Below are 15,638 nucleotides of genomic sequence, written 5' to 3'. Positions count from 1 at the left end.
CAATCAATCCTCAGCCTAAGTCAATGCAGGCAATTCGCATCAGGAGAGTACACGCACCATGAACAACATATTTTCCAAACTCAGAGACTTTGTGGGTCTAAATGAGCAAGTAGAATACGAGTATTACGAAGAAGAACCAGATACAGATAATAATTACCAAAATCTGTATCAGCAAGAAAATCCCCAACCAGCACCGCAAGAAAGCACAACCGCTCAAAATCGACGCTGGCGGGAACCAGTGCCTACAATGGGAGATGATATGACAGCAGGTTCAAAGCCAATGGGGAATGTGATTGGTATGCCAGGAGCAATTAACGGAATTTCGGAAGTTTTAGTACTCGAACCACGCACCTTTGAAGAAATGCCTCAGGCAATTCAAGCGTTGCGAGAACGCAAGTCAGTGGTATTAAATCTGACAATCATGGACCCAGATCAAGCTCAACGAGCAGTAGATTTTGTTGCAGGTGGTACTTACGCATTAGATGGACATCAAGAGCGCATTGGTGAGAGCATCTTTTTGTTTACGCCAAGCTGTGTCCAAGTTAGCACTCAAGGTGGCGTTCTTCATGAAGTACCACAACCACCAGCACGTCCATCTCGTCCCACAGGTACTCCAAATCAAACCTGGGGCAACGAAACTAACCGGATGGCACAATAAAGTTAAATTAGTATTTAGTCGTTTGTCCTTTGTCATTTGTCCTGGGTTTTGATCGTAGTGATAAATGACAAACGACTAATGACTAATGACCCTTCGGGTGACGCTCCTGCGTCGCTAGCGCCAGTTGCTCATGGGGGAAACCCCCTTGGCGCTAGCCTCTCCCTTTGGGAGAAGACCGCACTGGCTCACCAATGACTAATGACCAATGACTAATGACTATAAAATTTGGCTTAATTGGTGGTGGGGTAATGGGAGAAGCACTCTTATCCCGCCTTATAATGCGTGGAATTTATGAATCATCAGAAGTGATAGTTAGCGAACCGCTATCTTCACGCTTAAATTTTTTAAAGCAGCAATACGGTGTTGCTGTGACGACAGATAATAGCCAGGTTTTCACACAAGCAAAAGAAGTTGTCTTTTTGGCAGTGAAACCGCAGGTGTTTAGTGCGATCGCTCAAGAATTAGCACATATTGATATTCTTAATAGAGAACACTCACCGTTGATCGTTTCCATTTTGGCGGGTGTAACTTTAAGTCAGCTAGAAGCTGCATTTGTGCAATTGCCAGTGATTAGAGCAATGCCCAACACCCCGGCAACAGTGGGAGTAGGAGTTACCGCGATTTGTTTAGGTGCATATACCAATGCCTTGCATCACCAAATAGCACAGCAAGTTTTTTCTGCTGTGGGTGAAGTAGTAGAAGTTTCAGAAGCGCTGATGGATGCAGTTACAGGGCTATCTGGTAGCGGCCCCGCTTACGTGGCGCTCATGGTAGAAGCACTTGCAGATGGCGGAGTAGCCGCAGGTTTACCTAGAGCAATTGCTAATCAACTGGCCTTGCAAACCGTACTGGGAACAGCGAAACTGTTGCAGGAAACCAAAATACACCCAGCAGAACTCAAAGATCGTGTTACCAGTCCCGGTGGTACAACCATTGCCGGGATTGCCAAGCTAGAACAAGCAGGATTTCGTTCCGCTTTAATTGAAGCAGTCAAAGCTGCCACAGAGCGATCGCAAGAGCTGGGAAAATGAGAGACTAGGGAATGGGGCATGGGGCATAGCGCATGGGGAATGAACACTAAGTAAGAGTTTTGCAATACCCAATGCCCAATGCCCAATGGCCAATGCCCAATGCCCAATGCCTAACGAAGTTGACAAAAGACTCGTTAGTATAGTAAACAATCTGGTTGCAAATGTGATTGAGTGAATTATCCTGCACCGTCTCCAGAACTTGACTTAGGGTCTATATTTCCCTTTGAACTGGATCAGTTTCAAAAAGAAGCGATCGCGTCCCTGAACGCTGGACGCTCCGTAGTCGTATGTGCCCCCACAGGTTCGGGCAAAACATTAGTCGGGGAATACGCCATTTATCGCGCCCTAGCGCGAGGAAAACGTGTATTTTATACTACTCCCCTGAAGGCGCTGTCGAATCAAAAATTACGTGACTTTCGAGAAAAATTCGGGTTCGATCGAGTCGGACTGTTAACTGGAGATGCTTCCATTAACAGAGATGCACCGATTTTGGTGATGACCACAGAAATTTTCCGAAATATGCTCTATGGCACACCGATTGGGCAAATCGGCATCTCATTAGTAGACGTTGAAGCGGTGATACTTGATGAGTGCCACTATATGAACGATCGCCAGCGCGGTACTGTTTGGGAAGAATCAATCATCTATTGTCCCCGTGAAGTGCAACTGGCAGCCCTCTCAGCAACGGTTGCCAATAGCGATCAACTCACCGATTGGCTAAACCGCGTTCACGGCCCAACTGACCTGATTTACTCCGATTTTCGCCCAGTCCCCTTAGAATTTCACTTTTGCAATCCTAAAGGGTTATTCCCCCTGCTGAATGATAGCAAAACCAAAATTAACCCCCGGCTTCAGAAGAAAAAAGCCAAAGGGGGAGAAAGGGATAGGGGAAGAAATGGCAGACCTGAAGCTCCGGGTATAATTTTTACCCTTAGCCAGTTAGAGCAACGGGATATGCTACCAGCAATTTACTTTATCTTTAGCCGCCGGGGATGTGATAAAGCGGTGGCGGAAGTAGGTGATTTATGGCTGGTAAATAATGAAGAGTCCCAGATTTTGCGGCAACAGATTGATGAGTTTTTAGCCCGCAATCCGGAAGCCGGGCGTTCTGGACAAATTGCACCCCTGTATCGGGGAATTGCTGCCCACCACGCTGGGATTTTACCTGCTTGGAAAGCACTGGTAGAAGAACTATTTCAGCAAGGGCTGATTAAAGTAGTATTTGCCACTGAGACACTAGCAGCGGGAATTAATATGCCCGCCCGGACAACGGTAATTTCTACCCTTTCCAAGCGTACCGATACTGGACACCGCCTGTTGAACGCTTCCGAATTTTTGCAAATGGCTGGACGAGCAGGCCGCCGAGGGATGGATAAACAAGGTCATGTGGTGACAGTCCAAACTCCCTTTGAAGGAGCCAAAGAAGCTGCATATTTGGGAACATCCAAGCCAGACCCTCTAGTAAGCCAATTTACGCCCAGTTATGGCATGGTACTCAATTTGCTGCAAACCCACACCCTAGAGCAAACCAGGGAACTGATAGAGCGCAGTTTTGGGCAGTATATGGCCACCTTGCATTTAAGACCAGAATACGATGAGATTGCCGAGTTGCAAACACAATTAGCTCAACTACATGAGCAAATTGCCGCAGTTGATGAAAATGAACTGGCAGTTTATGAGAAATTGCGGCAACGCCTGAAGGTGGAACGCCAGATATTGAAAACCTTGCAAGAGCAAGCACAGTCAGACCGACACGAGGAATTGGTAATGATGTTGGGCTTTGCAGTGTCAGGAACTCTGTTGAGTCTCAAGGGCAAAAATATCACAGTGTCTTCACCTGTAACCGCAGTTTTAGTAGGAAAATCGCCTGGTTCTGGTCAAGCTCCTTACTTGGTATGCTTGGGGCATGATAATCGGTGGTATGTGGCAACCACAGGGGATGTAGTTGATTTGTATGCCGAACTGCCGCGAATAGAAGTGCCACCTGATGTACTACCACCGCCAGAGATGCCTTTGAAGCCAGGACAATCGCGCCGTGGTAACGAAGAAAGCTTTGCGATCGCTGTACGTATTTCCAATCCGATAGAATCTTTGCATCTGGCACCAGAAGTAGCAGAACAACTCAGTCGCACTACCGCCGTCCAAGAGCAATTAGAAGCTCATCCCCTACATCAATCAGGCAATGCAGCAACGCTTTTCAAGCGCCGCGCCCGCTATGTCGAACTAGAAGCCGAACTCGAACAGTTACAAGGACAAGTAGAGCAACAGTCACAACGTCATTGGGAAGAGTTTCTGAATTTAATTGCAATTTTGCAACACTTTGGCGCTTTAGATAACTTAGTCCCCACACAATTAGGGCGAATCGCTGCCGCCATTCGAGGCGAGAATGAATTGTGGCTGGGTTTAGTATTCGCTAGTGGCGAATTGGATAACTTAGATCCGCATCATTTAGCAGCAGCAGCAGCGGCTTTAGTGATGGAAACGCCCCGTCCAGATAGCAAAGTTAACTTTGACCTCAGCAATGAAGTGGCAGAAGCCTTGGCAAAATTGCGGGGAATTCGCCGCCAAATGTTCCAACTACAACGGCGGTATAACGTAGCGCTACCTATATGGTTGGAATTTGAGTTAATTGCGATCGTGGAACAATGGGCACTGGGAATGGAGTGGATAGAACTCTGCGAAAACACCACCTTGGATGAAGGCGATGTCGTGAGAATTTTGCGGCGGACGTTGGATTTGTTATCACAGATACCTCACGTTCCCCATCTGCCAGATTCTTTCCAGCGTAATGCCTATCGCGCGATGCAGTTGATTGATAGATTCCCTGTAAATGAGGTGGTTGAATAAACAGGACGCTCTTACGCTTTTACACAGGGACGCACAGAGAGTATTTAAAATAATTCGTCTTCCCTAAGAGCTTGCGAGGAGGGGATTAAGGGGAGCCAGTGCGGTCTTGGGGAGACCCCAAGTGGAGCATCTGGCGTGTGGGGTGTAATAACTAGGGGAATCATAACTAATTATGCGGACATGATATTAGTACTTGTCTCCCCCTGCCCTTGTCCTATAAAGGTCAGTAGTTCAACTTGTATGAGTTTAAGAAACAGGTGATAATTAATCTCAATAAGTTTTGGTTTGATTAATCGGCGTTGCATAAATGCGGGATGAATTGGCGGTTGAAACCATTGGAAATTCGTTATAAATTGTGCGAAATCATCCCCTAATTCAGCAATGCCGATTAATCTCTACCACCTACCATGACTATTACCATGACAGCACCGCAAGGAGGAGGCAGAAGCTGAATGAACAAGCTGCAAAACCCAGAGCCAGATGAGTTGATTTATCAAGTGCCTAGTTGGGAGGGTAAAGGATATGAGCGAGAGATTAAAGTGCATCCCAATCTCTCGCTTTGTATTACAGACATAGAATTTCACCATGACTTGCTAATAAAAATTACTGAATGGGATCATCCCGTGCAATTTAAAGTTACCCTTTCAGGCAAAAGTCTAGACGAATACGGAGGACAGCTTGGGGAAGGATACACACTCATTTCTGGTAGCGGCGTGCAACGAACAATGTTAGTCGCAACTCCAAAAGGTCAGTACACAAGTGTTGATATCGAGATGACACCTGATTTACTCAGAACCTTTTTCCCCACAGAGGATGGAGATATTTCCCCCCAGTTGAAGTTTCTCATAAAGGGTAATGATTGGCAGACATTAATTTACCCGGAAATTACAACCGCTATTCAAGGAGTAGCACAGCAAATCGTTAACTGTCCCTACCAAGGGATGATAAAGCGGATGTATTTGCAGGGAAAGATCCAAGAATTAATCGCATTGCAGTTAGCTCCCATTCTGGCACAGTCGGATGGACTGCAACCATACCCACGACTAAAGGCTCAAACCATTGTCCGTATTCACCACGCTAGGGATATTTTGGTTTCCCGTCTGGAGAATCCGCCATTGATACCGGAATTGGCGCAACTTGTGGGAGTGAGCGATCGCACTCTTGGTAATGGATTTAGAGAACTCTTTGGTACAACGGTGTTTGGTTATCTTACCAGTAAACGTATGGAACAAGCAGAGCAATTACTACGCTCTGGTAAGTTAACTGTGACTCAGGTTGCCAATTTAGTGGGTTATGTCCAACAGGGACACTTTGCGATCGCCTTCAAACGCAAATTCGGCATTACACCCAGTGAATGTTTGTCAGGGAAAAAAAATATTTCCGACTCTTAATGCCGTTTTGCGACTGTAATGCCGTTTTGGATATAGACCTACCCGCGATCGCTTCTCTATACTCAGCCAATATTGCAATTAATAACGATATGCAATAAGCATTTTAATTAAAACGGTGTGGGGAGCGGTATGAAAAGTTGGCAGCCCAATATCTATCTATGGCTAGCAGCAAGTGTGGTCGTAATTATCAACACCGTGGTAACTCAACCTGCTTGGGCAGAAACGCAACTTGAGAATAGAGATAAATTGTCTCAAAAAGCTATTGATAGTTTACTTCAACAAATAGATTCTTCTGCACTGGGCGATCGCCTGACAAAGCGGGGGTATCAAAAAATCCGGCAACTAAGCGACTTAGAAACCTCCATCACCATCGCTCAACAATTGCTAGTGCAGTTGCCCACACCGCAAACTATACCCGCGCCAACAATTACACAAATAACAGGGGTGAAAGCAAACCCTACACAAAAAGGTGTGGAGGTAATTTTACAAACCACTCAAGGGGAAAAATTACAACTTATAAACCGCAGTGCTGGTAATAATTTTGTTACTGATATTCCTAACACCCAATTGAGTTTACCATCGGGCGAGGGTTTCACCTTCCGCTCGGAAAAACCCCTTACGGGAATTATTGAAATAACAGTCACAAACATTGATGCAAATACTGTGCGAGTGACGGTAGTGGGTGAGAAAGCTTTGCCTACGGTTGAGTTATTTGATGATAATGCAGGGCTGGTTTTTGCGGTAGCATCTGCTGCAACAGCGACACAACCACCGCAGCAACTCCAAACACCGGAAGATCAACAAAAGCCAGCAAGCGAGACACCGCAGGATGAGCCGATTGAGTTGGTGGTGACGGGGGAGCAAGATACGTATAATGTACCAGATTCGTCAACTGCCACTAAAACCGACACACCATTACGTGATATTCCCCAATCGATTCAAGTGGTGCCGCGACAGGTGCTGGAAGATCGCAAGGTAAGAAGTTTAAAAGAGGCAGTGGAAACGGTCAGTGGCGTTGTTGATGCAGGAACCAACTTCGGTGCACCTTCAGGAGGCAGAATCATCAGAGGATTTGTGCAGACCGGAAATTTCCGCAATGGCTATCGAGATACAAATGATAGCTTTACGCTGACAGGCATTGGGACGATCGAACAAGTAGACGTTCTCAAAGGCCCCGCCTCAGTTCTATTTGGTGCTGTAGAACCGGGTGGAATCGTCAATGTGATCACCAAACAACCTTTGAGTGAACCCTACTATAGTCTCGGATTTGAAGCGGGGAATTTTGGCTATTATCAGCCCAGTATCGACTTCTCAGGGCCATTAAATGCCGAGAAAACTGTACTCTATCGGTTTATTGCGACCTATCAAAATTCGGAGGGGTTTCAAGATTCCGTCAACTCAAATATAACCACGATCGCACCCTCAATCACTCTCAAATTGGGGGATAGAACAGACCTGAATCTATACTATGAATACACTAACTATAATGGATATCCGAATTTGTCTGGAAGTTGGTTTTTCAGTGATGGTAGCTTCCTGCCTCGGAGTCTCTTTCTCGGCTATCCTGATTCAAACTTAAACTTTATTGATGCCACGACTCAAAAATTTGGTTATACCCTGAGTCACAAGTTCAGCAACAACTGGCAGATTCGTAATAATTTGGCGGTGGCTACTACCAGAACTAGAGACGGATTTACTTCAGGAACAAATGTAGTCGACGATAGTTTTCTAGTAGGTATTGACACTCAAAAACGTGAATACACAATAGATAACTATTTTGGACAGATCGACTTGCTTGGAAAGTTTAAGACGGGATCGATTTCGCACCAACTTTTAGCGGGTTTTGATTTTAATCGCAATCTTCAGACTTTTGAGGCTTTGGTTGCCGATCCTGCCCTTCCTGATCTAGATATCTTCAATCCAGATTACAACATTTCAAACCCCGTATATATTCCAAATTATAGTTTCGATTCATCTACCCAATCTTACGGTGCTTACCTTCAGGATCAAATTAGTATTTTAGATAACCTGAAGCTATTGGTTGGCGGGCGCTTAGATTGGGTTTCACAGAATGTGACAAATAGCGGAATTGATTCTCCCGAACAGAATGATAGTGCTTTCAGCCCCCGAGTTGGGTTGGTGTATCAGCCGAGTAAATCGGTTTCTCTCTACACCAGCTATAGTCAATCTTTTCTTCCTACCTCTGGATTCAATCCTGATGGTAGAGCGTTTAAGCCGACCAAAGGAACCCAATATGAAGCAGGCATTAAAACTGACTTTCTAGACGGAAAGCTTTCAACAACATTGGCAGTCTATCAAATCACCAAGACGAATGTTACAATACAGAATGACCGTGATTCCCAGATTCAAGTGGGGGAGCAAAGGAGTCGAGGGATTGAGTTAGATATCGCGGGTGAGATTCTACCAGGGTGGAAGGTGATCGGTTCTTATGCCTATACTGATGCAGAAGTTACCGAGGATATTGATATTTCTGTAGGTAATAAATTGCTGGGTGTGCCAGAAAATCAAGCTAGCCTCTGGACAACCTATGAAATCCAGAAGGGCGATCTCAAAGGTTTGGGATTTGGTTTAGGGCTTTTTTATGTGGGTGAGCGGGCGGCACTTTCAGACAACTCGGTTGAACTACCCAATTACTTGCGTACCGATGCGGCGATTTTCTACCGTAGAGATCGTTTTAACGCTGCGATCAATATTCGTAATCTATTTGATACGGACTATTTCAGTTCTACCTACGGTTACACTTTAGGTCTTGAAAGAGGTGCGCCCTTGACAATCATCGGCTCTATTCGTTGGGAGCTTTAACTCGCTGTTGTGTTGGCAATCGGCTGAACAACGTGTTGCAATCTTTGAAAGGACTAGGACTTGCCTTGGAACTATTTGATCGTCGCGTTTCTAGCCAAGCCTGCACATCAGCAATACTAGTCAAATCTAACAGTGCTTCGCTCAAATCTTCGAGAACAGGTAAAGGTAGACTTTTGAGGGGTTTGAAGTAGTACTACAAACCACCCCAACAATCAATTTACATTTGGCCAAATAATAGTAGTGGTACGTAGTTAAAAATGCTTTTTTGGTTTCGTATATCTTTATATACGTGATTAATCACGTGTATCTAACAAAAGTTATAGTCGCTATCAGCGCTATTCAATTTTAGTACACCAAGTTTCCAGTACCCTGCAACTGACGCAAAGAATTTATACATAATGGACAGTCGCAGCCAAATACCTTAATTGCAGCGTCGCTTTCCTCTTCAGTAAAGTTCAACATGGCAACATTCTGATCTGATACTGATGTGACAATGGTTGAAGAACTTGTAGAGGTATAGGGACGTTTTCTCTCTGAATCTCGAATACACACAAAATCTTGTCCACCATGTGGGTTAGTGATACAGGTACGACCGTCTTGTGTGTGCAGTAATCTCTGTCTAATGCTACCACTAGCATGGGCAGGATGAAATGCCACCAGCGTAGACATCATCGACACAAAAATTGAGGAAGTAGAAAGCAAATTCAGGAGAATTTTTTTGTTCATAGATTTCCTTGAGAAAATTGTCTACTAGATTAGGGTATTCGATTAACTTTCAAACTTCAAGTGAATTTTCCCTGAGAATAGCTAGATAGACACTTGTTACCCAAGAAAGTTCCATCTTTACACCAGTTTGATCGGAAATTATTTACTAGATCATAATTCAGCAATCAAACAGGCTTGATGTCTAGCTTTTAGACGCAATGTTATGTAATTCAGCAAATTTCAATCTGCTGTATATTCCCAAGACGGTTATTATTTGCTTGATGTAAGTATAAGAGCTTAATTCAATTAGAGGTAGTAATTAACGGCTCTATCCCTTTAAATTCTTATACAGAGCAATAAATTGCTCACTACGAACAAAAGTTATATTTTACATAATTCTATACAATTGAAAGCCGTATAGCTATCTTTACAAGATTATAAATCTTAATTTTAATCAAAATATAGTGCATGTATTTAGCAATAAATTTGAGATAGATTCTCGTTCTTAAAATATTAACTTGTAAAAACTTCTTTTTTTCATTACATTTAAAAAAAAAGGCTCATATCTCAATTAATTTACTAGCCTACATAGAAAAAATGAAGCAGAAAGTACATTCAGAATCTTCAGATTGTTGCAGCTGTGAACATGACCATCACGAGAATCATAACCATATTCATAATCACAATCATGATGAGAATCATAACCATGACCACAATCATGAACACGGGGGAGAGTTCAATCTGAAAAATGAGATACTGCCTTTGGTAGGAATTTTAAGTTTATATGCGCCTGGTGTAATTTTTGAAAATCAATTACACAATACATTCTACTCAATAGGAGAATATCTGCTTTTCATTCCTGCTTATTTATTAAGTGGATGGAGTGTTTTAAAAACTGCTGGGCGCAATATAGTCAGAGGTAGAGTATTTGATGAAACGTTTTTAATGACAGTAGCAACATTAGGGGCGATCGCAATTCATAAATTACCCGAAGCTGTCGGAGTCATGTTATTTTACAAAATTGGAGAATTGTTTCAAGATATTGCCATCAGTCGCTCCCGTAATTCGATCAAATCATTATTGGAAATCCGCCCAGACTATGCAAATATCCAAATAGAAGGAGAACTGAAAAAAGTATCGCCAGAAACAGTAAATATTGGAGATATTATCGTTGTAAAGCCTGGAGAAAAGATTCCCTTAGATGGCGAAATTATACATGGTAATTCCCAAGTTGATACATCTGCATTAACTGGAGAATCTGTACCGCGAACGGTAAGAATTGGAGAAACAGTTTTTGCTGGGACGATTAATAAAATAGGTGCGCTCGTCATTAGAGTCACAAAACTATTTGATGAATCTTCCATTGCCAAAATTTTAGACTTGGTGCAAAATGCCAAAAGTAAAAAAGCAGCAACAGAAAAGTTTATTACTAAATTTGCCCGATATTATACCCCGATAGTAGTTTTTACATCTCTAGCAGTTGCAATATTGCCTCCTTTATTCATTTCGGGTGCAACTTATTCGGAATGGGTTTATCGTGCCCTAATTTTACTAGTTATCTCCTGTCCATGTGGACTCGTTATCAGTATTCCATTAGGTTACTTTGGAGGTGTGGGAGGTGCAGCTAAACGTGGTATTTTGGTTAAAGGCTCTACTTTTTTAGATACTTTAAATGCAGTTAGTACAGTTGTTTTTGATAAAACTGGAACGTTAACGAAAGGGGTATTCAAAGTAGTAGAAATAGTCCCATTAAATGGCTGGAATGAACAAGAAGTGCTGCGATTAGCTGCTAAAGTAGAATCGCATTCAAATCATCCCATCGCTCAATCTATCTGCAAGGCTTATGGTGGAAAAATCGATGAATTTGAGATTAGAGATTATGAAGAAATAGCAGGCTATGGAATTAAAGCCAAGGTTGAAAATAGAGTAGTAATAGCGGGAAGCGATCGCCTATTGCATAGAGAGAAGATTTATCACGATAATTGCCAGTTAGAAGGAACAGTTATTCATCTAGCAGTGGATAATATTTACGCTGGCTATATTGTCATAGCTGATGAACTCAAAGAAGATGCGAGACTTGCTATTCAAGCACTCAAGCGAATGGGTGTAGAGAGAACAGTAATGTTGACAGGAGATAATCAAGCGATCGCTTCTCGAATTGCCCAACAGCTTGGCATAGATACCTACGAAGCAGAGTTATTACCTGAAGAAAAAGTTAATGCCATTGAGAAGTTACTCAGCACCGCCAGCAAGCATGGTAAAGTTGCTTTTGTTGGGGATGGCATTAATGATGCACCAGTGATTGCTAGAGCAGATGTTGGTATGGCAATGGGCGGATTAGGCTCAGATGCAGCGATCGAAACTGCGGATATTGTAATCGTGACAGATGCACCATCCAAAGTGGCAGAAGCAATCCAAATCGCCAGAAAAACCCGCAAAATCGTTTGGCAAAATATTGGGTTTGCGTTAGCAATTAAAGGTGTATTTATTGGATTGGGTATTTTTGGTATAGCGACAATGTGGGAAGCTGTATTTGCTGATGTTGGAGTAGCAATGCTGGCAATTTTAAACGCAACTAGAGCGATGAAATAAAATTTTTGAAAATTGGGAATCTGTAATTGAGAAATTGTAGTAGTTAAATTATGAGTACTTCTCACTCATATTCTGCTACCCATAGTAAAACCTATGAATTTATCAATTAAAGTCATTGCTACAGCTACTTTAGCTTTACTGCTAAACTATTCAGCCAACCAAGCCTTTGCACTACCCCAAAAAATCAATCATCCAGTTACTGTTGCTAAATCACAACCCTTAAAAGATACCTTAATTGTTCCTGGGGAACGAGTGGGGCCGATCACACGCAAAACCACCAAGCAAGATTTAGTCAAGCTGTTTGGTGTATCCCGCCTCGTTGATAAAACTATCTCTGGTGCTGAAGGAATAGGTAGTTTTGCAGCTACTCAGTTAAATCTAAATCAGGGACGCTCTTTGCTAGTAGTCTGGAGTGATAATACTCGTACCAAACCTCTAGATGTGCGTAACCTGGGTTCAGCTTGGAAAACCCGCGAAGGTATCGGTGTTGGAACCCCTTTGAGGGAATTACGTAGAAAATTAGGTGATTTTAAACTCTATGGATTGGCGTGGGACTACGGCGGTACTATTTTGTTGAATAGTAGTAAATTATCTCGTTATCAAGGCAAACTCATTTTACGAGTAGATACGGCTCCCAATGCTTCTGAAAAATTCCCCAATGACTACCAATTAGTATCTGGGGATGGTACTTTTTCCTCCAGTAATCCCCATTGGAAACCTCTAGGAATTAGCCTTACAGAAATTATCGTTGTATTGAATCCAAGTGAGTAATAATATGCTAAACATTAGTTTGCTTGCTAGGGCGTAGAGTAACTATGAAGACAACGTTCTCATACTGAGGCTTTGAGGCTGGTAAAGCAGTTAAGTTTCAATTAGAACAGCAACTTCTTGATGAACAGACAAAACTGGCACATCTTAGCGATGAACTGGATAAAATTGAGTCTGGATTGCAATCATGAAACTTATGTAAATATACAGTTATTTGGTGCATGTAAATCAGGATTTACTCACCTAGAAACAAGGAAAATAGAGATATTCAGTTAATTGGTGTTTGTTTATACTATTTCAATTCTTTGTAGTCGTTATACTCATAACTTAGGTTCTACCTGGGAATTAGGAAGTGGCTTTGCCACTTCTTTTTATTTATCTGGTAGTCTAATAAAAAATCGATTAAAAGTTAAAAGTAACTTTGTTAAACTTTTAACCTTTATTAAGTGTTATATCGTGTCCGGTTAAACACTTATAATATATGTAGGTTGGGTTGAGGAACGAAACCCAACATTTATCCTTGTTCACGTTGGGTAACACTTAAGTTCAAACGCCACTTGCTTCTCCCTTGGCGCTAGCCTCTCCCAAAGGGAGAAGGGGAGACGCTCTTGCTAGCTTGCTTCTTTGTAGGAGTACAAGCAGGTGTTCCCGGACAACGCAGTGGCTCCCCAACATACATTGATAGATTTATATTAAAAGTAATCACCCGAGCTTGATATTATACCATTTCGCAAAATATCTGCTAGACATTCATTGCTAGAGGCGTACATCTATACGCCCCTACAAACGATTTATATGTTGCAAAGATTGTTGACAATAGTTAGTGATATTGCGTGCGTTTAATTGGCCAAGCAGTCTGACGGAATTTTGATCATATAGACATGATGTTAGTCATTACTCATTGTATCTTCCCATCTTTCACGCTTGGACTTGCTCTCCACATCGCGCGATCGCATTTCTTGCCAAGTCCCCCACATTAGGGATTGCTGTTTTTCAACATGGTTAATAAACTGCATAATTGAGTGATCTGCTTTAATAGGAGTTTTCAAATCAAACTGAATTGTTTGGAGAATCTTGATGTCACCCATGAGAAAGTACTTAGCTGTAATCTTAGTCAGCCATAGCACAACTCGATTGCATAACCAACCAAAAATTCCTTTACGTTTTTTAGTCATCAACAGAACTTGACCTTCAGTTTTTCCCCCTTCGTCGAGGCGAACTGCAACCATCATGTGGATATGGAAGAAATCAGGGCCAATTGTCACAATGCCAATGCTACCGTACCAATAGCAAATACTGTAAGTTATGACATTTTTGTAGAAAAGACGGATGAGCTTAATCAAAAAGAAATTGTCTTTGATGGGTGTAGTATTACTAAAGATAATTGCATTCTCGTTCAGTTCGTGTCTTTCAAAAATAATTTCTAGTGGCAATTGATGAACTGTATTGAGGTGTTGAGCATCAATCGCATTAATCATCACCACATTGGGGTGACAGTTCAGCAAGAAGTGGGAATGAATGGCGACATCACACTCTTTCTGTTCTAACTCTGGAACAAATGGTAGAGGTTGTTGTGGTATTTCTCCAGTCCAAACCCAAATCATCCCATATTTTTCAGCAGTGGGCCAAGTTTGTAACTTTAGGGAAGGCGGCACATCTAAACATGGGATATCAATACACATCCCCTCAGCATCAAACTTCCAGTGGTGGAAAAAACAACGTAGTGCATTACCTTCAACTTTGCCTTCAGCAAGATGAGCACCCATGTGTGGACAGTAGGCATCAGAGGTAACTACTCTTTTGTCTTTACCACGGTAAATTACTAATTCTCTACCCAAAATCGTGACAGGTTTTACTTCACCCACCCGCAGATTTTGAGAGGGTATTACCCAATACCATCCCTCAATAAAACGCTCTGGATTATTGAAAATTTTAGGTTTACGGATTGAGCTAAAAGTCTGCGAGTTGAGATTCATTTTTATGGTTTCACTTGAAGTGAAGCAGTTGATCTAGAAGTAACATGGAAACTCCAAAAAAACAGTTACTTTCAGTACCATGAGAAACAGCTACCCAATAAATGGATAAAAATCATTAGGTAAAATATTGAAAAAATATTATTAAAAATGTCAAAATTAGGTCAATTTAATATCAGCTAAATTGCAAATATCCATTTAGAATAGATATTTGAAAATTTAAAACTTAGTAAAATCTCTAATTAGATAAAAATTTCCAATACTGATGCTAATATTTGGCTTAACTCTCAAACCAGTTGATATTTAGCAAAATATGTAATAATAATTACAAAAGTTAGGAAAATCTACCATGTTAACTCAAGATAAAAAACTGCTTTTAATTGGTCAGGTAACAGATTTAACTGGAATACCCATCAGGACAATTCGTTATTACGAGAGTTTAGGTTTAATCAATTCATTGAGACGAACAGAGGGAGGCTTTCGCCAGTTTTCATTGGATGTGCTAACTCGTCTAGCATTCATTAAAAGGGCGCAAAATCTTGGTCTTAGCCTAGAAGAGATTGGAAATATTCTTCAGGTTTATGACCAAGGGCAAACTCCCTGTGGTGAAATCAAAGAAAAGCTTGAAGAGAAGGTTTTGCAGATTGATCGCCAAATTGATCAGTTGTTAACTTTACGCTCTGAAATCAAGGGATTACTTTCAGGCTGGAAAAATATCAGCGACCATCATGAGAAGACAATTTGTCCGATTATTCAAAATACTCCTCAGTACTGATTGCTGAGAAAGAAAAAGTAAGAAATGAAGAAACACTAAAGATTGTATAAATGGCACTGGTAGTCAAAGAAGTAC

Annotated in this window: 10 protein-coding genes and 1 pseudogene; 8 read left to right on the top strand and 3 right to left on the bottom strand. The window is 41.9% G+C overall.

The window, feature by feature from the left end:
• Nucleotides 1-58: 58 nt before the first annotated feature.
• The 5 genes from HWQ58_RS33910 to HWQ58_RS33890 all read left to right on the top strand — a co-directional run bounded on the left by HWQ58_RS33910 (nt 59) and on the right by HWQ58_RS33890 (nt 8,750).
• Nucleotides 59-658 (top strand): cell division protein SepF, encoded by a 600-nt coding sequence (locus HWQ58_RS33910; RefSeq protein WP_292872573.1) that lies wholly within the window; start codon nt 59-61, stop codon nt 656-658.
• A 212-nt stretch (nt 659-870) separates the two neighbouring features.
• Nucleotides 871-1,689 carry a pyrroline-5-carboxylate reductase gene (gene proC, locus HWQ58_RS33905; RefSeq protein WP_292872571.1) on the top strand — a complete coding sequence of 273 codons (819 nt, stop codon included), beginning with the start codon at nt 871-873 and terminating at the stop codon, nt 1,687-1,689.
• Between the two features lie 171 nt (nt 1,690-1,860).
• Nucleotides 1,861-4,536 carry an RNA helicase gene (locus HWQ58_RS33900; RefSeq protein ID WP_292872569.1) on the top strand — a complete coding sequence of 892 codons (2,676 nt, stop codon included), beginning with the start codon at nt 1,861-1,863 and terminating at the stop codon, nt 4,534-4,536.
• Nucleotides 4,537-4,988: 452 nt separating this feature from the next.
• Entirely contained in the window at nt 4,989-5,927 is a 939-nt protein-coding gene (locus HWQ58_RS33895; RefSeq protein ID WP_292872567.1) for an AraC family transcriptional regulator, read from the top strand.
• 129 nt (nt 5,928-6,056) lie between these two features.
• A complete protein-coding gene (locus HWQ58_RS33890; RefSeq protein ID WP_292872565.1) occupies nt 6,057-8,750 on the top strand; it encodes a TonB-dependent siderophore receptor in 2,694 nt (897 codons plus the stop codon).
• On the opposite strand, the pseudogene HWQ58_RS33885 reads toward HWQ58_RS33890, so the two are convergent.
• Both HWQ58_RS33885 and HWQ58_RS33880 read right to left on the bottom strand, forming a co-directional pair.
• A pseudogene (locus HWQ58_RS33885) lies at nt 8,731-8,916 on the bottom strand (DUF4351 domain-containing protein); the annotation flags it as partial. The gene HWQ58_RS33890 and the pseudogene HWQ58_RS33885 sit on opposite strands and share 20 nt — an antisense overlap.
• A 179-nt stretch (nt 8,917-9,095) precedes the next feature.
• Nucleotides 9,096-9,476 (bottom strand): hypothetical protein, encoded by a 381-nt coding sequence (locus tag HWQ58_RS33880; protein WP_292872563.1) that lies wholly within the window; start codon nt 9,474-9,476, stop codon nt 9,096-9,098.
• Nucleotides 9,477-10,052: 576 nt separating this feature from the next.
• Between HWQ58_RS33880 and HWQ58_RS33875 the strand changes: the two genes are divergently transcribed.
• Complete coding sequence (locus HWQ58_RS33875; RefSeq protein WP_292872561.1) at nt 10,053-12,047, top strand: heavy metal translocating P-type ATPase; 1,995 nt, start codon at nt 10,053-10,055, stop codon at nt 12,045-12,047.
• 93 nt (nt 12,048-12,140) lie between these two features.
• On the top strand, nt 12,141-12,818 hold the full coding sequence (locus HWQ58_RS33870) for a hypothetical protein (RefSeq protein ID WP_292872559.1): 678 nt from the start codon (nt 12,141-12,143) through the stop codon (nt 12,816-12,818).
• 884 nt (nt 12,819-13,702) lie between these two features.
• Here the strand turns inward: HWQ58_RS33870 and HWQ58_RS33865 are convergent.
• Nucleotides 13,703-14,791 (bottom strand): aromatic ring-hydroxylating dioxygenase subunit alpha, encoded by a 1,089-nt coding sequence (locus HWQ58_RS33865; RefSeq protein ID WP_292872557.1) that lies wholly within the window; start codon nt 14,789-14,791, stop codon nt 13,703-13,705.
• Between the two features lie 346 nt (nt 14,792-15,137).
• Here HWQ58_RS33865 and HWQ58_RS33860 point away from each other — a divergent pair, with 346 nt between their 5' ends.
• Nucleotides 15,138-15,563, top strand: coding sequence for a heavy metal-responsive transcriptional regulator (locus HWQ58_RS33860; protein ID WP_292872555.1), 426 nt, complete (start codon nt 15,138-15,140; stop codon nt 15,561-15,563).
• Nucleotides 15,564-15,638 lie beyond the last annotated feature (75 nt).

The organism is Nostoc sp. LPT, from assembly GCF_017115165.1.
Taxonomy (GTDB): Bacteria; Cyanobacteriota; Cyanobacteriia; order Cyanobacteriales; family Nostocaceae; genus Nostoc.
The sequence above is the reverse complement of the archived record's forward strand: the minus strand, read 5'-3'. Positions and strand labels throughout refer to the sequence as shown.

What these genes read in the sequence shown, in the direction of transcription:
- HWQ58_RS33910 (WP_292872573.1), top strand. Translation starts at nt 59, where the DNA reads ATGAACAACATATTTTCCAAACTCAGAGACTTTGTGGGTCTAAATGAG.
- proC (WP_292872571.1), top strand. Translation starts at nt 871, where the DNA reads ATGACTATAAAATTTGGCTTAATTGGTGGTGGGGTAATGGGAGAAGCA.
- HWQ58_RS33895 (WP_292872567.1), top strand. Translation starts at nt 4,989, where the DNA reads ATGAACAAGCTGCAAAACCCAGAGCCAGATGAGTTGATTTATCAAGTG.
- HWQ58_RS33890 (WP_292872565.1), top strand. Translation starts at nt 6,057, where the DNA reads ATGAAAAGTTGGCAGCCCAATATCTATCTATGGCTAGCAGCAAGTGTG.
- HWQ58_RS33880 (WP_292872563.1), bottom strand. Translation starts at nt 9,476, where the DNA reads ATGAACAAAAAAATTCTCCTGAATTTGCTTTCTACTTCCTCAATTTTT.
- HWQ58_RS33875 (WP_292872561.1), top strand. Translation starts at nt 10,053, where the DNA reads ATGAAGCAGAAAGTACATTCAGAATCTTCAGATTGTTGCAGCTGTGAA.
- HWQ58_RS33870 (WP_292872559.1), top strand. Translation starts at nt 12,141, where the DNA reads ATGAATTTATCAATTAAAGTCATTGCTACAGCTACTTTAGCTTTACTG.
- HWQ58_RS33865 (WP_292872557.1), bottom strand. Translation starts at nt 14,791, where the DNA reads ATGAATCTCAACTCGCAGACTTTTAGCTCAATCCGTAAACCTAAAATT.
- HWQ58_RS33860 (WP_292872555.1), top strand. Translation starts at nt 15,138, where the DNA reads ATGTTAACTCAAGATAAAAAACTGCTTTTAATTGGTCAGGTAACAGAT.